26 protein-coding genes are annotated in these 21,441 nt (G+C 37.9%); 9 read left to right on the top strand and 17 right to left on the bottom strand.

What is annotated here, in order from left to right; genetic code table 11:
- Positions 1 to 22 precede the first annotated feature (22 nt).
- Complete coding sequence (locus HGD76_RS19025) at positions 23 to 727, top strand: DevA family ABC transporter ATP-binding protein (protein ID WP_407644788.1); 705 nt, start codon at positions 23 to 25, stop codon at positions 725 to 727.
- Positions 728 to 759: 32 nt separating this feature from the next.
- Here the strand turns inward: HGD76_RS19025 and HGD76_RS19020 are convergent, their stop codons facing one another.
- The 3 genes from HGD76_RS19020 to HGD76_RS19010 form a co-directional block, all read right to left on the bottom strand.
- A complete protein-coding gene (locus tag HGD76_RS19020) occupies positions 760 to 1,449 on the bottom strand; it encodes a TMEM175 family protein (protein WP_168696694.1) in 690 nt (229 codons plus the stop codon).
- A 279-nt stretch (positions 1,450 to 1,728) separates the two neighbouring features.
- Positions 1,729 to 3,348, bottom strand: a complete 1,620-nt coding sequence (locus HGD76_RS19015; protein WP_168696693.1) for an RluA family pseudouridine synthase — start codon at positions 3,346 to 3,348, stop codon at positions 1,729 to 1,731.
- A gap of 195 nt (positions 3,349 to 3,543) precedes the next feature.
- On the bottom strand, positions 3,544 to 3,732 hold the full coding sequence (locus tag HGD76_RS19010) for a hypothetical protein (RefSeq protein WP_015078494.1): 189 nt from the start codon (positions 3,730 to 3,732) through the stop codon (positions 3,544 to 3,546).
- A gap of 495 nt (positions 3,733 to 4,227) precedes the next feature.
- Between HGD76_RS19010 and HGD76_RS19005 the strand changes: the two genes are divergently transcribed.
- Positions 4,228 to 5,154: a DUF4351 domain-containing protein gene (locus tag HGD76_RS19005; protein WP_168696692.1), complete on the top strand. Its 927-nt coding sequence runs from the start codon at positions 4,228 to 4,230 to the stop codon at positions 5,152 to 5,154.
- 161 nt (positions 5,155 to 5,315) lie between these two features.
- On the opposite strand, the gene HGD76_RS19000 is transcribed toward HGD76_RS19005, so the two are convergent.
- Positions 5,316 to 6,467: an alanine--glyoxylate aminotransferase family protein gene (locus HGD76_RS19000; protein WP_168696691.1), complete on the bottom strand. Its 1,152-nt coding sequence runs from the start codon at positions 6,465 to 6,467 to the stop codon at positions 5,316 to 5,318.
- 120 nt (positions 6,468 to 6,587) lie between these two features.
- Here HGD76_RS19000 and HGD76_RS18995 point away from each other — a divergent pair, with 120 nt between their 5' ends.
- A complete protein-coding gene (locus HGD76_RS18995) occupies positions 6,588 to 6,869 on the top strand; it encodes a hypothetical protein (protein ID WP_168696690.1) in 282 nt (93 codons plus the stop codon).
- A gap of 34 nt (positions 6,870 to 6,903) precedes the next feature.
- Here HGD76_RS18995 and HGD76_RS18990 read toward each other — a convergent pair whose 3' ends face one another.
- The 6 genes from HGD76_RS18990 to cruF form a co-directional block, all read right to left on the bottom strand.
- On the bottom strand, positions 6,904 to 7,347 hold the full coding sequence (locus HGD76_RS18990) for an HNH endonuclease (RefSeq protein WP_137909324.1): 444 nt from the start codon (positions 7,345 to 7,347) through the stop codon (positions 6,904 to 6,906).
- Positions 7,348 to 7,356: 9 nt separating this feature from the next.
- The gene (locus HGD76_RS18985; RefSeq protein ID WP_137909323.1) at positions 7,357 to 7,614 is read right to left on the bottom strand and encodes a hypothetical protein; all 258 of its coding nucleotides are present in this window, start codon (positions 7,612 to 7,614) and stop codon (positions 7,357 to 7,359) included.
- Positions 7,615 to 7,710: 96 nt separating this feature from the next.
- Complete coding sequence (locus tag HGD76_RS18980) at positions 7,711 to 7,938, bottom strand: PIN domain-containing protein (protein WP_233466931.1); 228 nt, start codon at positions 7,936 to 7,938, stop codon at positions 7,711 to 7,713.
- Entirely contained in the window at positions 7,919 to 8,182 is a 264-nt protein-coding gene (locus HGD76_RS18975; protein WP_137909322.1) for a hypothetical protein, read from the bottom strand. Before HGD76_RS18975 ends, HGD76_RS18980 begins: the two co-directional genes overlap by 20 nt.
- A 152-nt stretch (positions 8,183 to 8,334) precedes the next feature.
- Positions 8,335 to 9,504 (bottom strand): 2'-O-glycosyltransferase CruG, encoded by a 1,170-nt coding sequence (gene cruG, locus HGD76_RS18970; protein ID WP_168696689.1) that lies wholly within the window; start codon positions 9,502 to 9,504, stop codon positions 8,335 to 8,337.
- Between the two features lie 371 nt (positions 9,505 to 9,875).
- Entirely contained in the window at positions 9,876 to 10,784 is a 909-nt protein-coding gene (cruF, locus tag HGD76_RS18965) for a gamma-carotene 1'-hydroxylase CruF (protein WP_148765682.1), read from the bottom strand.
- 278 nt (positions 10,785 to 11,062) lie between these two features.
- Here cruF and HGD76_RS18960 point away from each other — a divergent pair, with 278 nt between their 5' ends.
- Entirely contained in the window at positions 11,063 to 11,488 is a 426-nt protein-coding gene (locus HGD76_RS18960) for a hypothetical protein (RefSeq protein ID WP_168696688.1), read from the top strand.
- Between the two features lie 56 nt (positions 11,489 to 11,544).
- Here the strand turns inward: HGD76_RS18960 and rpmA are convergent, their stop codons facing one another.
- Both rpmA and rplU read right to left on the bottom strand, forming a co-directional pair.
- Positions 11,545 to 11,829, bottom strand: a complete 285-nt coding sequence (gene rpmA, locus HGD76_RS18955; RefSeq protein WP_015078508.1) for a 50S ribosomal protein L27 — start codon at positions 11,827 to 11,829, stop codon at positions 11,545 to 11,547.
- Between the two features lie 138 nt (positions 11,830 to 11,967).
- Positions 11,968 to 12,387 carry a 50S ribosomal protein L21 gene (rplU, locus tag HGD76_RS18950; RefSeq protein ID WP_015078509.1) on the bottom strand — a complete coding sequence of 140 codons (420 nt, stop codon included), beginning with the start codon at positions 12,385 to 12,387 and terminating at the stop codon, positions 11,968 to 11,970.
- A gap of 467 nt (positions 12,388 to 12,854) precedes the next feature.
- Here rplU and HGD76_RS18945 point away from each other — a divergent pair, with 467 nt between their 5' ends.
- From HGD76_RS18945 to HGD76_RS24980, 4 genes are all read left to right on the top strand, one after another.
- Positions 12,855 to 13,943 (top strand): nucleotidyltransferase domain-containing protein, encoded by a 1,089-nt coding sequence (locus HGD76_RS18945; RefSeq protein ID WP_168696687.1) that lies wholly within the window; start codon positions 12,855 to 12,857, stop codon positions 13,941 to 13,943.
- Between the two features lie 104 nt (positions 13,944 to 14,047).
- Complete coding sequence (locus HGD76_RS18940) at positions 14,048 to 14,473, top strand: tetratricopeptide repeat protein (RefSeq protein ID WP_168696686.1); 426 nt, start codon at positions 14,048 to 14,050, stop codon at positions 14,471 to 14,473.
- Positions 14,474 to 14,557: 84 nt separating this feature from the next.
- A complete protein-coding gene (locus HGD76_RS18935) occupies positions 14,558 to 14,827 on the top strand; it encodes a colicin E5-related ribonuclease (protein ID WP_210967657.1) in 270 nt (89 codons plus the stop codon).
- Between the two features lie 64 nt (positions 14,828 to 14,891).
- The gene (locus tag HGD76_RS24980; RefSeq protein ID WP_210967656.1) at positions 14,892 to 15,179 is read left to right on the top strand and encodes a hypothetical protein; all 288 of its coding nucleotides are present in this window, start codon (positions 14,892 to 14,894) and stop codon (positions 15,177 to 15,179) included.
- 170 nt (positions 15,180 to 15,349) lie between these two features.
- On the opposite strand, the gene HGD76_RS18925 is transcribed toward HGD76_RS24980, so the two are convergent.
- Positions 15,350 to 15,811, bottom strand: coding sequence for an anti-sigma factor family protein (locus HGD76_RS18925; RefSeq protein WP_168696684.1), 462 nt, complete (start codon positions 15,809 to 15,811; stop codon positions 15,350 to 15,352).
- Positions 15,812 to 15,927: 116 nt separating this feature from the next.
- A complete protein-coding gene (locus tag HGD76_RS18920; RefSeq protein WP_015078515.1) occupies positions 15,928 to 16,584 on the bottom strand; it encodes an RNA polymerase sigma factor SigG in 657 nt (218 codons plus the stop codon).
- Positions 16,585 to 16,919: 335 nt separating this feature from the next.
- On the opposite strand from HGD76_RS18920, the gene HGD76_RS18915 reads away from it, so the two are divergent.
- A complete protein-coding gene (locus tag HGD76_RS18915; protein WP_148765666.1) occupies positions 16,920 to 17,621 on the top strand; it encodes a L,D-transpeptidase in 702 nt (233 codons plus the stop codon).
- 177 nt (positions 17,622 to 17,798) lie between these two features.
- Here HGD76_RS18915 and HGD76_RS18910 read toward each other — a convergent pair whose 3' ends face one another.
- From HGD76_RS18910 to HGD76_RS18900, 3 genes are all read right to left on the bottom strand, one after another.
- Positions 17,799 to 18,335, bottom strand: coding sequence for a late competence development ComFB family protein (locus HGD76_RS18910; protein WP_168696683.1), 537 nt, complete (start codon positions 18,333 to 18,335; stop codon positions 17,799 to 17,801).
- Between the two features lie 330 nt (positions 18,336 to 18,665).
- Positions 18,666 to 19,583, bottom strand: coding sequence for a M23 family metallopeptidase (locus HGD76_RS18905; RefSeq protein WP_168696682.1), 918 nt, complete (start codon positions 19,581 to 19,583; stop codon positions 18,666 to 18,668).
- A 95-nt stretch (positions 19,584 to 19,678) separates the two neighbouring features.
- Positions 19,679 to 21,370: an NAD+ synthase gene (locus HGD76_RS18900; protein ID WP_168696681.1), complete on the bottom strand. Its 1,692-nt coding sequence runs from the start codon at positions 21,368 to 21,370 to the stop codon at positions 19,679 to 19,681.
- Between the last annotated feature and the right edge of the window lie 71 nt (positions 21,371 to 21,441).

Here is a 21,441-nt window from a genome sequence, read left to right as displayed (position 1 = left end):
GGTTTGATTAATACTGTTTTAATTGGATAACCTGAATCATTATTTTGGATCAGGTATGCTACGTAAACAAGTATTATTTGACATTAATTTGGATATTCAACCTGGTGAAATTGTGATTATGACTGGACCTTCCGGTTCAGGTAAAACTACACTTTTGACTTTAATGGGTGGTTTGCGTTCTGCTCAAGAAGGTAGTTTGAAAATTTTAGGACAGGAAATATGTGGAGCAAATAAACAACAGTTAACTAAATTGCGCCGTCAAATTGGTTATATTTTTCAGGCGCATAACCTAATGACGTTTTTAACTACCCAAGAAAATGTGCGGATGTCCTTGGAATTGCATGATGAATATCTAAATCATGATATCAACAACAAAGCGATCGCCATGTTAGAGGCTGTCGGTTTGGCAGATCGTATCAGTTACTACCCCGAAAATCTTTCTGGTGGACAAAAACAACGGGTAGCGAACTGCTTGCAGCAGCGCTTCGCTATCGCTCGTGCTTTAGTCAGCCAGCCTAAAATTGTCTTAGCTGATGAACCTACCGCTGCACTTGATAAAAAATCTGGCCGCGATGTTGTGGAATTGATGCAGAAACTTGCTAAAGAACAAGGCTGTACTATTTTGCTCGTTACCCACGATAACCGCATTTTGGATATTGCTGACCGTATTATTTATATGGAAGACGGTCAGCTTAAAGATGTCAATATTAAGGCGAAGATACAGTAAACGACGTATATTTAGTATTTGGGGATGATTAGCTACTCCTTGTCCTGATATTTTTCATAATTATTGTCAGCCTGTTGATTATTTTTGACAGCACCCTTGCTAAATATCTTCTCTGTCCAGAGATAAGGAATTGGTAATAAAAACCAGACATATTCCCACCAACCTTGATCGATAATAGCAACTCCTATTGTTAATAAGGAAAAAATCGGCTCTATCAAGATTTTCCATCTTGTAGAAATAATAATTTCACTATTTAGATCATCGGCAATTAGTCGGTGTTTATAAGTCGCATAATTCCAGTTAATAAATGATATCAATCCAATGAATGCAGTATTGACGCTAAAGCATATTTTCACAAGAGCATTTTCTGGAAAATAAATAACTAGTGTGTCAGAGTAAGGAATTAGAAATATTCCCATCAGATAAAGTAAATAGAGTGAAATATGAATCGTATCTGCTTGTTTGTAATATTTAAACTGTTTGATATGTTCTAACCAGTAGAAACCAACAATCACAAATGCGATCGCGTAGCTAGTGAGTGGTTTTATTTGAGCTAGTAAAAATGCCACAATTTCTGAGTCTGTGGGCTGTTGCAGATTTTCAGGAAAATCAAGAGCTAAGAAGCACTCTGCCATTGCCAGTGCGAATATAATATCAGCTATTCTCTGAAGGTGGACAATAGGCTCTTTCTGATCAGAATTATTGTTTTTATCTTCATTCATTAGTCATATCCAAAAGTGCAGGCTACTTTTAATTTGTACGTTGGGTCAAAGTAAACTTACGGTGGAAAATAAAATTCAAATAACAAGAATTTCGGCATAACAGCTATCGTTTCTATATCGAACGCTCGTTATATTAAATAATATAATAAACCTAAAGTGTTTGTCAAGATATTTTTGCAAATTCAGATATCCTGCTGATTGCTCCGCGAACGCTCACGTTTCACAACCTAACCTACAAATTAAGGCTTTTTCCACTTTTTCAGCAAGCCCTAATTATAATTAAAATGGTGTTTTTACCTGTAAGTGGAAGATTTTTTCTACATGAGGATGCTGAAACCTCAACTCTCTTGCGTGCAGATATAATCTATCAGTATCACTATGATAACCATAGAGTTTATCCCCCAAAATTGCCATTCCCAGTCCTCTTGTATCAGCAGCATGAACCCGTAATTGATGAGTCCGTCCAGTCAAAGGCACAAATTCAACACGGGTATAATCTCCTTCTCTGTTCATAACGCGGAAGTGAGTTAAACTAGGTTTACCTCGTGATAAATCCACTTCTTGATAAGGACGATGATCAGGATTTCCCCATAAAGGTAAATTAATTTCACCTTCATTAATAGCTAGAGAACCTGTCAGCAAAGCTTCATAAACTTTATGAATTTGTCTTTGTTGAAATTGTTGACTTAATTGAGAATGAGTAATTGGATCTTTAGCTATTAAGAGAATCCCGGAAGTATCTTGATCTAAACGATGTACCGCGATTATTTCTTGATTATATAGATGACGTAAACGACTAATTACACTATCTTGATTATGAAAATAACGACCGGGAACAGATAACAGTCCTGATGATTTATTCACAGCAATTAGCCATTCATCTTCATAAATTATTTCTACTTGATTTGGCTTTAATCCTGATAGCAAAAATCCCATTAATGGCTGACATCTTTCCAAGCAAGCACCATAAAATTCTCCAGAAACCTTATTTTCTATAGAAGAATTACCCCACCAAAATTCAGCCATTGCTAAAGGTTTTAATCCATGGGTTGCAGCATAATGTAATAATTTAGGAGCGCAACATTCCCCCGTTCCGGTTGGTGTTCCTCCTGGTAATAATTGCTGTAAAGATAGAGATTGTCCTTGAAAATTAGTTAAGCTATAAGCAGCGTGCATTTCTGTTTGTAATTGCCGAGATAGTTGTTTCCGCTGTTGTTTGAGTTCTGTAATCTTCCTATCTGCGGACGTTATAATTTGCTGTAAAGGCTGTAAAATTTCATTTTGATGGCGTTTAAGATTTCGGCGGTCAATTCCCTGCTGACGGCTTTCTGCTTCTAGTTTTTCCAAAGCAGTTGTGAGAGATTTATCTGTGAGAGTTTGATAAAATTCTTGACGTTGTTTGTGTCGTTGCTGTTTGCTATGATCATGATGTAAGCTCATAGTTTGTAACTGTTGGGTATATTCAACGGACAGAGTTTTATATTCTGCTCTTTCGGGAATTTGTTCAAGGGTAATAATTTCTTGTTTAATTGCTGCTAACTTTGCTAAAATCTGAGTTTCTAATAAAGCCACTTCCTCTCTACCAGGAATTGGTAACACCCAACCTGTAACCATACTATTACCATTTAATAAACCGGAAAATGCTTTAATAACTCTTTGTTCACCATTGGGTAATTCAACTAACAAAATACCATACATTTTTCCCTCATGGGAATAAAGATGATTTTGTTCAAGTTGCTGCATGAGACTATCAGCTATAGCTTCTGCTAAAGGTGTGCGGGGTAATCTCAATATTTCACCAGTTTGGGGACATTTTCCTTCATAGTAATAGTTAGGCTGTGCGGAATAAATGATAAAATTGGATTCGATAAAGTCTGAAAGCGGATGAAGAAGAATCATAAAATGTATATATAAGGCTACTATTTGATTTTTGAACAAGCTGTAAACCGTAAACCCCATCGAATCAACGATTGAGTCTCAGTATAATGAACAACAATCAAACCGGATTCCTATAGCTATCCGCAAAATTAAAAATTGGTTATTTCCACTGACTGAAAATAACCATAAACTAAGAGTAATTTGTTTTCGCAATATTTAAATATCAACATTGATATTTTCTATCTGTCTAGCTGCTTTCTCCCAAAGCTTTGCGGTTTCTTCATCATTCCAGTGAGTTCTCAGATTTTCCGCTTTTTTATGACATATCCGTTCTAGCATCTCTAAAATTGCAGCTAGTGTTAATTGCTCGACTAACCCCTCTAAAGCACTCATGTATTCTTTCATGACAGATACCCCTTTAATTTCTACTGGAAACTGAGGGAATTTTTTAAACTTCCTGAGTTCAAAATTAATACAAGAAGTATAAATTCTCGTCAATTAGTTGTGACTCTTCTATTATCTACCTCATCAGTTGAAGAATTTGCACTTCTTCTTGATTCTCTACATTTGCAGGAAGTAGAGTTGTAATCTACTTTTTGGAGTGAGTTAAGAATCTCTATTTTACCTAAAATTGTGAGATGCTGTACTAAGAGGTTGTTTGAAAAGTATTATATGAAACCCATAATCTCCAAAAACCTAACCCCCCTCCCCCCCTTCCCTACAAGGGAATGGGGGTTTTAAAGCCTCTCCCCTACCAGGGGAGAGGTTTGGAGAGGGGTCTGTTTACACATTAAAAACTTTTAAAACATCCTCTAAGCTGGGATTTCGTGATTTATAGAATTTTATACTTTACAAATACCCTTTGATACTTAAAACACAATATACTGATATAATTATTACATGACAAGATTCATTCATGATCAATTTGCTAAGGACTATTTAGAGGAACTTCTCAAAAACTATGGAGAGGTTCAAGCACCAAGTCGTGTAGCGGGAGAAGTTAGAGAAATTGATGTTTACTTTTCTCCCTATCCCCAAGCAAATCCTAATTTACAACTTTTAGGTTTATTAGGTAAATTTGCATCTACTCCCGCGATTTTTGAACCTTATCGCAATCCGGCATCATCTGATGAGATTTGTGATTGTTTGTTAAAGTTATTAGAAGTCAAAGGAGTGTTAAAAAGAGAAGCGAAACGCAATAAAACTAATCTTCAAGAATCAGAAATTCCGAAACTGTGGATACTTACTCCGACAGCATCACCAGAGATATTATCTAGCTTTAATACTACCTTAAAAACTGACTCTTTACCAGGAATATACTATTTAGGGGCAGCGTTACGTACAGCCATAGTAGTTATTCATCAACTACCACGAACGGAAGAAACTCTTTGGATTAGAATGTTAGGAAGAGGAAATGTTCAAAAACAAGCTATTGAGGAACTAGCAGAATTAACAGTAAACCACCCATTTAGGAGAATCACGCTAGAATTATTGTACAACCTGCAAAAACACCTGGGAGTCAATCAAGAAACCGAAGATAGGGAGATAATTATGAGATTAGCACCATTGTATCAACAGGATAGAGAGTTGGCGGTTCAGGAAGGGAAAATTGAGGGAAAAATTGAGGGAAAAATTGAGGGAAAAATTGAGGGAGAAACTTTGTTAATTATCCGGCAATTAAATCGTCGCATTGGAGAAATTAATTCAGAATTAATTGCCAAGATTCAAAAATTATCACTTGATAAATTAGAAATGTTGGGAGAAGAATTATTAGATTTCACCAAACTTGATAATTTAGAAAGTTGGTTAAATCAAAATCAAGAATAATGTAGTTGGGCTTGAGTTCTAAAATTACAGCACTTTCCGGTGTTATGAGGTACATATCCAGCGGGCAAGATGCCCGCACTACAAGAGTTTCATAATTCAAGTTTATACCTCATTAGAGCGAAATATGCTGTATCTTAGGCTTTAGCCCAACTACAAACTAACTAATTATTAGAGATCATTGTTCCCAGAGCAGCTATCAACTTATCCACGCTTTCAGGACGACTATTAAAACCCATTAAACCTACACGCCAAACCTTGCCAGCAAGTTCACCCAAACCGCCGCCAATCTCAATATTATGCTCAACTAACAACTGCCTGGCTACAGATTTACCATTTACCCCTTCCGGAATACAAACAGTAGTTAAAGTTGGTAGCCTGTATTCCTTTTCAACGTGCATCTTTAAACCCATATCTTCCAATCCTTCCCACAGATACTCGACATTCTTTTGATGACGTTGCCAACAACTAGCTAAACCTTCCTCAGCCACTAAACGCAAAGCTTCCCGTAAACCATAATATAAATTAATCGGTGCAGTGTGGTGATATGTGCGTTCAGTCCCCCAATATTTCCCCAACAATGTCATATCTAAATACCAATTTGCCACTTTAGATTGACGCTTCTGCAACTTCTCCATTGCCCGCGCACTCATTGTAAACGGTGACGCACCTGGAGAACAACCCAAGCCCTTTTGACTACAGCTATAAGCCAAATCAACGCCCCACTCATCCAAAAAGATGGGAACACCACCCAAACTGGTAACTGTATCCACTAACAACAAAGTTCCATGTTGACGACACAACTCCCCCACACCTTCCAAAGGTTGACGAGCGCCGGTGGAAGTTTCTGCATGAACTAAAGCCAAAATTGCTGGTTTATGGGTGGCTACTGCGGCGCTGATTTCCTCTAAATTGAAAACTTGTCCCCAGGGCTTAGTAATAGTTCTGACATCTGCGCCATATCTGCCCGCCATATCTACCAAGCGATTACCGAAATAACCAGCCACACCAATTAATACCACATCACCCGGTTCTACAGAATTAGCTAGAGTGGCTTCCATTGCGGCTGTACCCGTGCCACTGACGGCGATAGTATGGGGGTTTTCTGTTTGCCATGTGTAACGCAACAGGGATTGAATTTCATCCATGAGGGTTAAAAAAGCCGGATCTAAATGCCCTACAGGTGCAGTATTCATCGCCTGTAATACCGCTGGATGAGTGTTGGAAGGACCTGGCCCCAATAAGAGACGGTGGGGGACTTCGAGGGGTTCGAGTCCTAGACGTTGACTATCGTTAATGGAAATGGTGGATGTCATAAACTTAATTTATGTGAGATGAAATTGTAATTAATCGCATCATATAGCGGTATGTGGTCAATGAGTATGCCGAAGTGCGACTAATTAATTAAGGTGCAGCCAAGCCAGGTTTAAGTAATCATGAAGATAACAAAAAGGTTTAAGTCAAGATGGTGTTGTTGGATCTCAAACCCGCAGATTATTAGGTATATCTTAACAGCAACCTCTGACGGTGATCAACAAACAAAGCTGCGCCCTTGGAATCGAGATCAAATAGCACCTGCAAACCCAGTTCTTTGTAAGGTCTTAATTCATCAATATGCTGGAGATATTGCCAATGGACTATTTGATTTTAACCAAATTAATCCATTCTTAGACAATCCAGAATTAGTGATCCAGCGACTCATTTTACCACCAGCATAATTATCGCAATTTCAATAATCTGGAAGACGTTGCATTAATCCTTCATTCTTCTCATTGCCAAAAGAGAAGGATATTTTTTATTATCAATAAGTAATTGACGTTCTAATAAACGAGATTGATCATTAAACCCTAAAATTCTAGCCGTCACTTGTCCTATATTTGTGAGAGATTCAATAGTAGAATTATTCAGTTTAAAATGTTCTCCCCAATTATCCCAACGAGGGTGATAAAAACGCACAAATTCTTTTTTATCTATAATAATTGAACCGATATCACTGCCTTTAAAACGATTACAATAAACACAACAATAAGCTAGATTATCTATATTTGATGAGCCACCATGTTTGATACTAATAATATGATCAATGGCACATCCTAAAATAGTATCATGTTCAGCAATCAGGCAATATTCACATAAATTATCTGCTCTTTGAGCAACTAAACGGCGAAGTTCTAGATTTAAATAAGGACGCTCCATAATTGAATTTTAAGCCTTTTCGTGAATAAAATCATAAGCCCTAGCTTTTGCTAGTCTTAATAAATGTTCTAAAATCAAATAATGATCTAATTCTGATTTTTCCTCTGAAGAAATTCCATCAGTTTTTTCTCGAAAAATCAAATCAGATACTCTTTCTTTTACTGTTTCTGATACTTGAAATTCAACTAAACTTTGAGATGTTATGCCAGCAGCGAGAAAGTTGATTATCTCTTCATAAGCTGGATTAATGCTGATTGATGTTTTCATGATGATTAATTATCTCCTTTTTTAATGGGGGCGGACTACCTGTTGGGGAACGATTTTACGCCATTTGAGGCTTGTCATCGAAGGATTTACCCCGAATTATTGAGCGGTTACTAAAATTGTATGATATGAGACGAATTTTAAGAAAGACTTCAGTTGTTTTTGTGCATCACGATGCTTTAAGCCACTGAGAATTTCATAATAAGTAATGATGCTAATGTTAAGTTTACTATAAACTATTAAATATGCCTCAAACCGCTCAACAACTAAGCTATGATTGCGGAAAAAAAATGATAAAATATTGGTATCAATCAAAGCTGGTTTCATCACTTCTCCTTTCAAAAAATGCCTGTTGACGACGGATGTTGATTTCTTCACTGAAATTAGCAAATGTCTCATCTGACATATCATTCCAACAGCCAGCAAACTGCATAGTTTGTTCTAGTGAACCTGGAGATGATTCTCCATTCAATCGCCAATAATGAATAAAATTATATAATTCTTCTAATTTATCTTCTGGAATGAGATTAATTTCTGTGATTACTTTGGTGCGGATGTTTAATAAATCCATAGAGCAAATAAATGTAGAGAATTGACAGATACACTAATTATATAGCCTGTGTTCTTTAAGAACCAAAATATTTTCTAATAAATACGATCGCTCTCCCCAATCAGATAAATTGGAACAAAGAGCGATACCCTCAGTCAACGCCCTAAATAGCATTAATCACCGTATTTCCGGCCGCGCCATTCTTTGGGAGTGTGAAATGCAGATAAAAAGATGCGTAGTACCGCTAAAGGGTCAGCCAAGGGTGAAAGCCAGAATAACCAACCACCGTTGGCATCTTGGCGATCATAAGAGGGAGCGATCGCTAATAATAAAGCAAAGCGAATCACCACCAAAAATATATTCAATCCTAACAACAACATCGCCGGCAACGAAAGCACCAAACTAGGAAGCAACAAATAACCCAATAAAATCAAAAGAGGTAAACCCTGCACCGCAGACAATAGCCATAAATCCCCCCAAATCTGAGCAGGAGAAGCAGCATCTTTCAAATCTAAACTGCGTCCCCATTCATTCCAAGTTTCTAACGCCCCCTCATACATCCTCACCCTTAGCACCTTAGCACCATCTAAAAAGCCCACCTTAAAGCCTTGATAGGCAATATTCCGCGCCAAAGTCACATCATCACAAAAAGAACCTTTAGCACTGCTATAGCCATCCACAGCCCTTAATACAGACCGACGACATAAAAAACACTGACCATTAGCCATGACCCGTTCCGGTTGTTCAGTATAAATACCCGTAGGATCAAATCTATACAACAACGTCATTAACAAAGCCGGTTGTAACCAGCATTCTCCCGGATACTTGAGAATAAACTGCGGTGATAAAGATACTAAATCATAACCTTGAGCGATCGCAGTTTTCACCAAACTCGCCACCAAACCAGGATGGGGTTGAATATCTGCATCCATACCCAAAAACCATTCACTCCCCTCAGATGTGAATAAAAACCCATTATGCAACGCCCAAGGACGACCAACCCAGCCAGAAGGTAAGGGGTCATCTGTGATTACCCGAAAGCGGGGGTCTGTTATTTGTGCGGTTTTCACCAAGTCGGGAGTACCATCTTGTGAGCGACTATCAACCACAATAATTTCCCGAACTTCGTAACTTTGGCGACTCAAACCAGCCAACAGTGGACTAATTCGCAACGCCTCATTTAACGTCGGTACAACTACGCTCACAGTTCCCAAAAGTTCTGGTGTCGGTTGTTGTGGTTCGAGGGCTGGATAACGTCCTGGACCTTTGAGCAACCGGGAAAGCAAAATGGCTGTTGCAGGTACTTGGATAAGTAGCAATAGAAGCGGAATAATATTTAGCAATTTTAACCCTGACTTTTTTGTATAAAGTAGCTAGTTTAGATTTTCGCGCAATTTAGGCAAATTAACTTAACAGTATTGGAGTGATGCCAAAATTGACGCAATACTTTACGAGAAATAATGTGCTTGACACTCCCCGGTCTAAGAGGATGTTTTAAAAGTTTTTAATGTGTAAACAGACTCCTCTCCAAACCTCTCCCCTGGTCGGGGAGAGGCTTTAAAACCCCCATTTCCTTGTAGGGGAGGGGGGTTAGGTTTTTGGAGATTATGGGTTTCATATAATACTTTTCAAACAACCTCTTAGCTTTCTTTTTGTGTAATTGGGAAAGAGGTAATTGGCAGAATTTCTTCTCCTATTCCCTCTTCCCTCTTCCCTATTTGAAAGCAACTTTCACATTAGCAACAGCAACTTCTTGAGTAGCTGCTTCAATATTCACCGTTGCAGGTGTACTAGAACCTTTATACCACAGCAGCACAGCCGGAGCTACACCCAGTGCCACACCTAGCAGTACAGGAATAGGAAACCCAGCGGCTAAACTCATGACTGTGGCAAAACCAAAGTTACCCAAATAAACCAATAAAGGTACATTTAGTTGGTAATGGTCTAACTTAACCGGATTTTTGCTCCATAACAAAGCCGCTACAGTCATAAATAACGAACCAGTACCCATCCAACCCGCAAAGTTTTGATAAGGCATTCCAAAGAAAGCCCCCGGTTGGTGCCAATACCAGAAGGGAAGGGAAGTTTGACTCATGGCTGGGTCAAGCACAAAATCCCAAGAAGTGAGTAGTAAAGCCCCTAAACCAATAGCTCCCACGTGACGGAACAAGCTGGGTTTTTTATCTACTTCTAAACCCGCACGAGCCAACACATAAGAAACTAATCCCACATAAAACCAGGAAAGGGGAATTGTAAAAGGGACCAAACCGGAAATTTTATAACCCAGACCGCTCAAATAGCTATAGTAGCCAAAGGGAAAGCCTGTGCTAGTTCCTAGTAATTCGCTAGTTAGGGAAATTGATAAAGATGGGATTAAAAATCCTAAGGCGCGTGCTAAACCTAAAGTTCGGTAAGCATAAAGGAACACTCCCAGCGCCCCCAAAATCATATATACCACACCGCCACCCGCCATACTCCACTGCATGACGCTCTGTCCGACTTCTGATAAGCTAACAATTAGTTCAGCATTGGGAATAACAATCAATATCCCCACCAGTCCAAATACCATAGAAACGATATGACCAATTAGGCATACGCGCTCGACGATAACAAGTTGTCTCATGATCAATCCTTAATGATATGCCAGATGGCTATTCAACTGCTAACAGTTTACAAATATTTATGAACATATTTAACTAAATGTTGATCTTTATTCTCTTAAATTGGGAATTAGGGATGGAATTCAACATTTAGAAACCTTAGTAGTTCAGTAAATCTGTGAAATAATCAATGAAACCGATACTGATGACATCAGTATAGAACGATTTGTAACTGAGTAAGGTACAGAACTTTTACATTTATCAACTGCTTAAAGCCTGTTTTATTCCTAACTCCTGCTATATGTCAATTTTGAAAAAGATACCTTGGTTTTCCTTAACACTTGTATTACTGAGTTACAGTACATTGGGCTGGATAATACTTGAAGAAAAAGCCCCGTGGTATGTACGGCTGATAACTGCGGTAACTATCCTGCTGTCCCTGATATTGCTCACTAACCCTTGGCTAAAACTAGATGATTATTCTCATATTTTCTTCAAGTCAAACGCTAGGACTTTTCTTGTGGCTATCTTAGCAGCTTTCCTATTTTTTCTAATGATTGCCTGGTTTCGGGTATTTCTTGATACTTTACTAATTTTGTCAGCGACCATCCTAGCCAAAATAGACTTCCAATCAGTTGGTTTAAAACCAGCACTAGCTTTTGGCTGTATATCTTTTTGCTCACTGTTAGGACTAGGAATGGGCGCACTTATCAATCACTACATTTAAAAGTAGTCATTAGTCATTAATTAATTAATAACGAATGACCAATGACTAATAACGAATTAACCAGCTACAGCTTCTACGAGTTCTGCTGCTACTGCATAAACGCTAACTTTCTTCTGGCTTTTACCTCTTCTTTCAAAGGTAACTACACCGTCAATCAAAGCAAACAAGGTATCATCACTACCAATACCAACGTTGTTACCAGGATGAACCTTAGTACCACGTTGACGGACTAGAATATTACCTGCGCGTACAGTTTGTCCACCATAACGTTTTACACCTAGTCGTTGAGCATTCGAGTCACGACCGTTCCGCGTACTACCAGTTCCCTTCTTATGAGCCATGATTCCCTCTTTTCTATTTACTTTATTTATCCCAGGTTGCTAGTTATCCAGTTTAGGCTGGGAAAAAAGTAATTGGTAATTGGTAATTACTCTCTATCACCTTTTCCCCCTTGCCTAACTAGCAACTTAAACCTTTTTTTATGATTCTTCAGATGATTCGTCAGCGGTTTCTTCCACAAAGTCAGTATCAAGAACGGGAAGTTCAGGACTCGTTGGTGCTTCTTCGTAAGCTAAAACTTCGCCGTTGAGATTGATAGAATTAATCAAAAATCTGGTAATTTCCTGGCGATGTCCCCGTTTTTTGCGGGTTTTCTTTTTAGGTTTCATCTTATACACCAGGACTTTGCGACCTCTAAAGTGTCGCATAATTGTCCCTTCCACGGTTGCACCTTCTACTAAAGGTTGTCCAATGGAAACTGCGCCTTCGTGATGTACAAGTAATACTGCGTTGATGGTAACTTTTTCATCTGGTTCAGCGGTTAGTAGTTCAATGTCGTAAAAGCGACCTGCTTCTACTTTCATTTGTTTACCGCCAGTTTCAATAATCGCGTAAGTCATTAAATTGTCCTTGAGGTTGCCGTACAGGTAGCTGGCTATAATCTCCTGTAGAGACGCTATCATTTATAGCTTTGCCAGCTTTTGCAGTATGTCTACCTGATCCGAGCAGGAATTAGACAGACAATCTACTATATTACCTGATTGATGGTTAATTAGTCAACCTTTGAGAAAATATAATTTTATTTCTCGCTGATTTCCGAAAAGATAATTCTGGTGTTTGTAGTTAACCGTGACACAGACGGAAAATTTTTTAACTAATCTGAGCAATTTAAATAGGGTTGCTCAGATTTTTTTACTATTCACTTTCAGATTTTTCATAAATAATTTAAGAAAATTGTAGGTTGGGTAGAGGGAAGTGAAACCCAACAAAATCGGGAGAATTTTAGAAAAAGGTGATAATTGTTACGAATTATCAATGATAATTTAGTTAATACTGAAAATAAAAATTAAATTTTTATTAGATAAAGATGAAAAGAATTGAAGTTGAACAAAGAACTATTTTTGTGGGTTTAGCTGGTAGTCATGGTTATGGTTTAAATCGTCCTGAATCAGATTATGATTATCGTGGTGTATTTATTGCTCCTAAACGCTATTATTTAGGCTTTGATAGTATTGAACAAAAGGATTCTGGTTGGGATGAACCGGGGATATTTCCGTTTATAGATGGTAATGAAGATACGGTTATTTATGAATTAAGAAAGGTTATTCATTTATTAGCTGGTGCAAATCCCAATGTTTTAGAATTGCTGTGGTTAAATAATTATCCTTTTTTAACAAATGTCGGACAACATTTAATTAATCACCGTCATTTATTTTTGAGTAAAAAGGTAAAGCATACTTATTCCGGTTATGCTTTTGCTCAAATTAAGAAGATGGAAACTCATCGTAAATGGTTGTTAAATCCACCTACGAAGAAACCTCTTCCTGCCGATTTTGATATTACAGATGAAGTTCCGTTAAGTAAAGATGAGTTAAATGCTTTTTTGGAATATCTTTATCTTTTGATTAGGGGGAAAATTGAGTTTTTGGAAGAATCAGAACAGTTATATAAATTGCTGACTGGGGATATTGATTTTAAAGGTGTTTTGAAACAGTACACTTTAGCAGATGAAACTTTAGCATATACCCAAAATTTAACTCATAGCCGTAAAGATTTTATTCGCCTTTTGCAAAAAAGTCAAAGTTATCAAATTGCTTTAAGAGAATGGAAGGCTTATATATCTTGGCAGGAAAATAGAAATCCTGCTAGAGCCGAAATGGAAAAAAAATCAGGTTATGATTTAAAACATGGAATGCACTGTATTCGATTACTACGCAGTGGGTTGGAAATTTTGCAGCGGGGAGAAGTGACTGTAGATAGAAATTTAGCTGGTGATATTGATGATTTAAGGGCTATTTTGCGAGGTGATTATAGTTATGAGCAATTAATGAAAATGGCGGAAGATTTGGTTGCTCAAATGGATGTTTTTTATGAGCAATCTAGTTTATCACATCGTCCTGACTTGGAGCAAATCAATGATTTGTGTATGGAGTTGGTGGAAATGCAAGGTTGGTAAGAAAATCTGGAAATTGGAAAGATGCCTGGGGTACGCTTCGTGGACGTGGCTAAATAAACAAAATTCAACTGCCTAAACTTGCTAGTGATATTTATGCTGTGGGCATGATTGGTATTCAAGCCGTAACTGGATTAGTGCCAGGACTATTTCAGGAAGACTCGAATACTGGGGAAATTATCTGGGGTATAATTCGTTATTACTTGAAAGATTATCAAGGTGCGATCGCTTTATATAATGAATCAATTAATCTTGATCCTCATGATGCCAGAACCTACCAAAATAGGGGAATTGCCCATTATAAATTAGGAGATAAACAAGCAGCCATAGCAGATTTTAACCAAGCTATCAAGATCAATCCTAACTTTGCCGATGCCTACCACCAGAGGGGAAATACCCGTTCTGATTTAGGAGATAAGCAAGCAGCTATAGCTGACTTTCAGCAAGCAGTGAAACTTTATCAACAACAGGGAGGGAATGAAAAATGGTTAAAAATAGCGCAAGATAGAATTAGAGAATTACAAAAAGAGTGAAAGTATCTATTCCATATCCCCTTCTTATGCAATGTAATTATAATATATCAACTAAACAAATATTAAAAAACAAATTCAATCAAGATGCCCAAATTAAATATTGGAAAAAAAATAAAACAACAAATGAGTAAAAGGGGTTGGACAGAAGAAATGCTTGAATTAGTTTACTTAAATCCTGGTAAAACGGAAAAAACAAGAGATAAAAGGTATAATATAGATGGTACAAGAAAAGATGATCATGCTACTGTATATTACAGGAGTGATGGTGCATACATTGTCTGTAATGACATCACAGGTGATGTAGTTCAGGTAAGTGATATTAATGATCCTAACTGGATTGAAAAACAATACTAAATTAAATGTTGATTAATAAATATCAGGAATATTTTCACTAATAAGTAAATTCAGGAGTACAAACATGAAATTAATTGATAAATATCAAAAAACAGGATTTATTAAAGCTGGAGAATTGCTATTAACTCCTGCTAATGCACTGGAATTTATTAACGAAATTGCCGAAGGAAATATTTCCGTTTTAGGTGTAGATTTATGGTATTATATCAATAATCAAATATCCGAAGATCCTGGATCATTAGATTTAAGTGAAATTGATGATCCTCAACAAAGTGTATCTCTAGCTAAACAATTTATTACCCATAATTTACCAGAAGGAACAGCTTTTGTTTCTTTGGTTTTGAATGACTAAAATTAAAAGAATGCATTAGATAATTTAGAAGATTACTAGCAAAGAAATTAACCGACATCAAAAAACCCCTATAATCGCCATTACATAGAGGTTTACAAGCTAAACTGCTCATTTCCAGATTGGGCTTGGTTGTATTTTATGATATTACAAAAAGTCTACCCGCCAGGTAATTAATTGAGGTTATTAACTGGCTTTTCGGTGGGAGCTATTGCTGTTTTGGGAATTTCAATGACTGGGTTATTTAAAGCCACCATTAAAGGCGAATCTGTGGCTGTTGGTGTTAATTCTGTTGGTTGTGTTGTGGCTATTTCTACCATTCTGGAATTACCTGGGAATAAACCAGATATTGTTCCCAGAATACAAGCCGCAGCGGCTGCACCACCTAACATCCAGTTCAAGCGATAACGGCGATTAACACGCGTTAAAACTTGGTTAATCGTTACCTCTGATGACTGAGCAGTTGCGGGAACAGGGATGTCATGTAAACCCTTTCTAAGATTTAACAGTCTCTTATACAAGCACTTAATAGAAGTATCAGTTGAAAGCCACTCTTCAACTTGTCTGCGTTCAGTAGCTGTGACTTCGCCATCCAGGTAAGCACTTAATAACTCGAAACAATCGCGCTTCTCCATATTTATAGTACCTGTTGATTCATTTTTGCTTCTCAATGGCAGAAAATATATATTTTCGTTGACAGTCCTTAATATTTCTTAAAATCTGCCATAAAATTGAGGAAACATGATGTAGATTATGTATCTAGATAGGTTTGCAATTGAGTTTGTAATCTTGATCTGGCTCTGGCTATTCTAGATTTCACCGTTCCCAGGGAAACTCCGGTAATTTCGGCGATTTCTTCATAGGCCAGTCCTTCAATTTCTCTCAAAACAATTGTAGTCCGAAAAACCTCTGGTAAATCAGCGATCGCTTCTCGCAACTGTTCATAAAATTCTCTGGTCGTCATTTCCTCATCTGGACTTGGGGTATCACCGGCAATTTCCCAATCCATTTCCCCGTCGGCTAACAATCGCGGAGCATCTAGGGAGAGAGGACTGGCTACCCGTTTGCGTTTACGTAATTCATCATAAAACAAATTAGTGGCAATCCGACTTAACCAACCTCGGAACTTGGCAGGTTCTTGTAGTCGGTTAATATTTCGGTAGACACGAATCCAAACTTCCTGGGCTAAATCGGCTCTATCAGACCAATCGGGGGCTAAATGATATAAAACTCGATCAACTTGAGTCTGATAGCGGCGCAATAGTTCTGAAAAGGCAGCACGGTCTGGACGCAATCCGACTTGACAGCGTAAAATAAGGTCGTGGTTTGAGAGTTTGTCAACTTGCACCGATGCTGCTGGGTAGGTGGCATCAACTGTTGACCAAGATACACTAATGGATTGACTCATGGATCGGTCTAGCTTTAAATCACTCCTTCCTATTAGACTTGATCATTGGTCAAAAGTTCCTCAGTAAGGTGACGGATTTATAATCGGAACACGGAAATAAATATAGAAAGGAGTTTTCAGGGTTTTATTGGTCATAAGATTAGGGATGGGAAAGGAAGACAAAAGAAAACACGGATCAAATTTTTGTGAGGTTGGGAATAGTGATCAGATTGAAAACTGGCCACTAAATACTTGACTAGTAACTGGTAATAGGCAATAAATAATGGCTAATTGTCAATTGTTAATCAGTAAAATTCTCACCTCCAGCTAAATATGTCAGGGATAAATAATAGGCGATGGCAATGGCAAGAAATGAATCTGTAGCGAGTATGGTCATGTTTCTCTGTTTTGGTACAGCAATTTTATCTCTGGCTGTCCATTGGCAAACGATGAGAACAACAGGGCAGTTAAATCAATCTGCATCCACAGAGGTTTATCCCCAGGGTTCACCAGTGGAAATTGGGAGTAGTGCCATTGCGGCTTCTGTACCTACCTCTCCCCAAAAAGCTGCGGTGATTAACTTGGATTCTCCCTGGAAAACACAGAAATCAAGCCTGGATGCTGTTACAGATCCAGTTAATAATCCAAAGCCATCAGTACCGGACTTAAATGCAACTAAAGTAGTTGTAGATTTAAGCGATCGCCGTGTTTATGTTTCTCGATATGATGAGGTTATAGCTAGTTACCCAATCGCTATCGGTAAAAAGGGCTGGGAAACACCAACTGGCGATTTTAAAATTATCCACAAAGAACATCATCCTATCTGGCGACATCCAATTACAGGAGCTATCTTTGAGGGTGGTACTGATAGTCCTTTGGGGGATAGATGGATTGGTTTTTGGTCAGACGGCCGGAATGAAATTGGCTTTCACGGGACACCAAATGTTGACTTGGTAGGAGCGGCAGTTTCTCATGGTTGTCTAAGAATGCGTAATTCTGACGTGAGAATGCTGTATAGCCAAGTAAATATCGGCACACAGGTATCAGTTCGTGAATAAAAATATTAAGTAATTGATAATTGTCAATTAAACCGCGTTTACTTTGAAACCCATAGTTTTTTCTTAATTGGGTTTTATTCCCAAATCCTATACTCTTCCCTGTTCCCTGTTCCCTGTTCCCTGTTCCCTGTTCCCTTTTGAAAAACTCCAGTTTTCAACTTGGACGAGGTTTATCAATTATTGTGGCTCAAAATTAGCCGCATGGGTCTGAAGCAATGTACTAACTTGGGTTAAAACTTCATTGCCAGTGGTCTTGTTCAATGCTTGACGTTCTGGGAAGAAATCTGGTGTATCTAAATACTTACAGATGGCTTCGCTAACTTGTTGGGATATTAAAGCATCAAGTTCTGTGTTAGCTCTTTCTCGTTGATATTTCGCGCCTTCTTCCGTCGTTGCATACAGAGGAGGCAGCCTGTTCAGAGCATAGGCGGTTATATCGCCCACATCTAGAGAAATTTCGCTGGTTGCTTCAATTTCTGCTACTTTGGCAATGACGTTGCTGAGTACCAATTCTTCCATGACGTTGATAAATTGTTTGCGAGGTACTGCTACTACTTCACCAGTCAACAATGCCCCCATGAGGCGATCTAAAGCCATGTACTCTTCGGTTAGCAGTTCTGAGGCGTTACCGCAAATCCGCCCAACTTCTGCTTCCATTGCTGGTGTCAAGCAACCATCTTGAAGAGCTTGTGCTACTATTTTTTCAATACTCATAAAACATTGTGGGTAGTATGGAAGGAACACAGGTTAAAAGTATATATTTCTACTTATAAATATATACTTTGCGATAGCCAAACTAAACAGATATGCTATCAATCACCCAGAATACAATAGCAGAATCAATCACCCAGAATACAATAGCAGAATTAGTCCAGATTAGGGAATAAATCAGGGTTTGAAGTCCCCTATTACTGTGCTACTGAATTATTTATCTTACCAAATTATACCACTTACATATAAGTATTTTGGGCTAAAAAAGTCACAATATCAATACCTTCGCCAAATTGAAAAAAGCCTATGGCAAAGATATTGAAGATGAGAAACTTAATCAATTTGTTGAGATTTCCAAGGGATTGGATCAACAGATTGTCCGTTTACATACAAACCCCAGTGTAAGTGTGGTCCGGTAGATGCGCCAGTTGAACCGACTGCACCAATTTTTTGCCCTGCTTGCACAAAATCACCTTCTTTGACATCAATCCGACTTAGGTGCATGAAAATACTGATAACACCTTGACCGTGATCAATGCCGACTACGTTACCATGAACGCGGAAGCCTTGGGATACTGTACCAACTAAAGCCACTTTCCCCGCCGCTGGGGTAACTACAGATGAACCTGTTGCTCCTGCATAGTCTTGTCCACGATGGTAGTAGTCATTGGCAAATTCGCCATTGTAGTAGCGACGGACACCATATTTAGTAGAGGTTCGCCCCGCGTTGGGGGTGAGAAACAGGCCATGCCAATATTTTTTCGGTGTTTGTAAGGCTTTTAATTCTTTTACTCGCTTGAGTTCGTATTCGGTAGCATTAACTCCAGCTTTTCCGGGTGGTAAGGTGATGCGTTGCACGGGAAATTTGCGATCGCGCACTTTTATTGATAAGTTTTGTTCTTGTCCGTCTTGGGAAATTCTGATTGTTCTCACTCCAGCTTTTTCTAAGGGAGTTGTGGGAATAAAAGAACGGTATTGACGAGGGGCAATTTCAAAAGCTGGATATGTTGTTTCCCCAACTGTTACTGTGGGGTTACTAATCTTTTCTTGGGAATCTGCCTCAATTACTACGGAAATTGTATCTCCCAATTGGGGATTTTTAGGTAATACCTGTATTTCTAAAGCTTTTGCGGGTAAGCCTAAAGCTATGGGAACAGTGGCAATTATACCTATTAATATTTTGGTAGGGTTGATGATACTAAAACCTCGCAATTTATGCTGTGGATTAATAGTGTTAGTCATGGTGGTCATAGGCTAATAAACAAATTTTTGCTACTGTTAATCAACAGACCAATTTATGGTAGTTCGTGTTTCCCTACTAAGTCAACAGATTTAGCCAGTAAAAATTATGGAGAAGAAGTATTCCTCAACGCTGACCAACTACTAGCAATAGGCATTCTCCAACCAGTCCCAAAAGCGCGGTCAGTAATTTTTAATCCCGGTGCTGCTTGTCGGCGTTTAAACTCCGCACGAGATAATAATTGTAATACTCTATCTACAATTGCCGGTTCATGACCTGCGCTAATAATTTCTGTTGCTGATTGATGTTGATGAATCAAACGGTCGAGAATATCATCTAAAATTTCATAAGGTGGAAGAGAATCTTGGTCAACTTGACCCGGTTTAAGTTCTGCGCTTGGTGCTTTCGTGAGAATATTTTCGGGAATAACTTCTTTTTGTTGATGAGAATTTAACCATTTGCAGATAGAATAAACGCGAGTTTTGGGAACATCAGCAATGACTGATAAACCACCATTCATATCACCATAAAGGGTGCAATAACCAACAGCAACTTCTGATTTGTTGCCAGTAGATAAAAGTAGATAGCCAAATTTATTAGAAATTGCCATTAATAAATTACCACGAATTCGAGATTGCAGGTTTTCTTCCGCAATCCCAAATTCTGTTCCTGCAAATAATTCATCTAGGGAATTATCAAAACCTGCCATTAATTCCCCAATAGGTAAAAGTTGAGTTTGAATATCTAAATTTGCTGCTAATGTTAAAGCATCACTAATCGAATGTTCCGAACTATAGGGAGAAGGCATTAACACACCAATCACATTTTCCTTTCCTAATGCCGCAGTCGCAATAGCCGCAACTAAAGCGGAATCAACTCCTCCACTTAAACCCAATAATACTTTAGAAAAGCGACATTTACCAACATAATCTTTTACTCCCAAAACCAAAGCATTCCAAATTTCCTCATCTTCAGATTCATCAACAGGAGAAATATCACCGAAATCTAAATCTTGTTTATTGCTATTAAATTCAACAGTCAAAAAGTCAGATACAAAACCTTTTGCACGACAAACAATTTCACCTTGTTTATTTAAAGCAAAACTGCGTCCGTCAAAAACTAAATCATCATTTCCACCAACTTGATTTGTATAAATAATCGGTTGCTGAAAATTAACTACACTATGTTTTAACATCGCTTCTCGCAGATGTTGTTTACCAACAGTGTAAGGTGAAGCGGATAAATTCACAATTAAATCTACTCCTAAATTTGCTAAATCAGCAATAGGATTAACCGCGTAACTCCGCTTACCCCAAAATTCCTCATCATTCCATAAATCTTCGCAAATTGTTACACCAATTTTCAGATGATCTAATATAAAATAATTGGCTTCTACTCCTGGTTCAAAATAGCGTTTTTCATCAAAAACATCATAGGTAGGTAATAGCCTTTTATGGAAAAATTGCTGAATTTTACCATTTTCTAATAAAGCAATGCTATTAAATAAATTTTTTCCTCCAGAAATGTGCGCTTGGGAATTTTTAACAACAGTTCCCACTAATACAGCTAAATTTGCAGGTAAATCTTCAGCTAATTTTTGCAATGTGTTATCAATTACTTCTATAAAACTAGGATTAACTAATAAATCCCTCGGTGGATAACCACAAATTGATAATTCAGGTGTTAATAATAAACGAACATTTTCTGATGCTGCTTGTTGTGACATTTCCAGGATTTTTTGAGTATTTCCTGGTAAGTCACCAATAATAGGATTAATTTGAGCAATAGCAATTTTCATGATCATAAAAAAGAGAATAAAGAATAGATAATCATCCGTATTTATCCGCGTTTATCTGCGTACCCTTCGGG

The organism is Dolichospermum flos-aquae CCAP 1403/13F (assembly GCF_012516395.1).
In the GTDB taxonomy this organism is placed as follows: Bacteria; Cyanobacteriota; Cyanobacteriia; order Cyanobacteriales; family Nostocaceae; genus Dolichospermum; species Dolichospermum lemmermannii.
This window is presented reverse-complemented; position numbering and strand designations above follow the sequence as displayed.

Coding starts and splice junctions, on each gene's coding strand:
- HGD76_RS18935 (WP_210967657.1), top strand. CDS start 14,558: ATGCCCAAATTAAATATTGGAAAAAAAATAAAACAACAAATGAGTAAA.
- HGD76_RS18920 (WP_015078515.1), bottom strand. CDS start 16,584: ATGAGTCAATCCATTAGTGTATCTTGGTCAACAGTTGATGCCACCTAC.
- HGD76_RS18900 (WP_168696681.1), bottom strand. CDS start 21,370: ATGAAAATTGCTATTGCTCAAATTAATCCTATTATTGGTGACTTACCA.
- HGD76_RS18945 (WP_168696687.1), top strand. CDS start 12,855: ATGAAAAGAATTGAAGTTGAACAAAGAACTATTTTTGTGGGTTTAGCT.
- HGD76_RS19010 (WP_015078494.1), bottom strand. CDS start 3,732: ATGAAAGAATACATGAGTGCTTTAGAGGGGTTAGTCGAGCAATTAACA.
- HGD76_RS24980 (WP_210967656.1), top strand. CDS start 14,892: ATGAAATTAATTGATAAATATCAAAAAACAGGATTTATTAAAGCTGGA.
- HGD76_RS18995 (WP_168696690.1), top strand. CDS start 6,588: ATGAAGATAACAAAAAGGTTTAAGTCAAGATGGTGTTGTTGGATCTCA.
- HGD76_RS18975 (WP_137909322.1), bottom strand. CDS start 8,182: ATGGATTTATTAAACATCCGCACCAAAGTAATCACAGAAATTAATCTC.
- rpmA (WP_015078508.1), bottom strand. CDS start 11,829: ATGGCTCATAAGAAGGGAACTGGTAGTACGCGGAACGGTCGTGACTCG.
- HGD76_RS18960 (WP_168696688.1), top strand. CDS start 11,063: ATGTCAATTTTGAAAAAGATACCTTGGTTTTCCTTAACACTTGTATTA.
- HGD76_RS18915 (WP_148765666.1), top strand. CDS start 16,920: ATGGCAATGGCAAGAAATGAATCTGTAGCGAGTATGGTCATGTTTCTC.
- rplU (WP_015078509.1), bottom strand. CDS start 12,387: ATGACTTACGCGATTATTGAAACTGGCGGTAAACAAATGAAAGTAGAA.
- HGD76_RS18925 (WP_168696684.1), bottom strand. CDS start 15,811: ATGGAGAAGCGCGATTGTTTCGAGTTATTAAGTGCTTACCTGGATGGC.
- HGD76_RS18985 (WP_137909323.1), bottom strand. CDS start 7,614: ATGAAAACATCAATCAGCATTAATCCAGCTTATGAAGAGATAATCAAC.
- HGD76_RS18905 (WP_168696682.1), bottom strand. CDS start 19,583: ATGACCACCATGACTAACACTATTAATCCACAGCATAAATTGCGAGGT.
- HGD76_RS18910 (WP_168696683.1), bottom strand. CDS start 18,335: ATGAGTATTGAAAAAATAGTAGCACAAGCTCTTCAAGATGGTTGCTTG.
- HGD76_RS18980 (WP_233466931.1), bottom strand. CDS start 7,938: ATGAAACCAGCTTTGATTGATACCAATATTTTATCATTTTTTTTCCGC.
- HGD76_RS19000 (WP_168696691.1), bottom strand. CDS start 6,467: ATGACATCCACCATTTCCATTAACGATAGTCAACGTCTAGGACTCGAA.
- HGD76_RS18990 (WP_137909324.1), bottom strand. CDS start 7,347: ATGGAGCGTCCTTATTTAAATCTAGAACTTCGCCGTTTAGTTGCTCAA.
- HGD76_RS19005 (WP_168696692.1), top strand. CDS start 4,228: ATGACAAGATTCATTCATGATCAATTTGCTAAGGACTATTTAGAGGAA.
- HGD76_RS19015 (WP_168696693.1), bottom strand. CDS start 3,348: ATGATTCTTCTTCATCCGCTTTCAGACTTTATCGAATCCAATTTTATC.
- HGD76_RS18940 (WP_168696686.1), top strand. CDS start 14,048: ATGATTGGTATTCAAGCCGTAACTGGATTAGTGCCAGGACTATTTCAG.
- cruF (WP_148765682.1), bottom strand. CDS start 10,784: ATGAGACAACTTGTTATCGTCGAGCGCGTATGCCTAATTGGTCATATC.
- HGD76_RS19020 (WP_168696694.1), bottom strand. CDS start 1,449: ATGAATGAAGATAAAAACAATAATTCTGATCAGAAAGAGCCTATTGTC.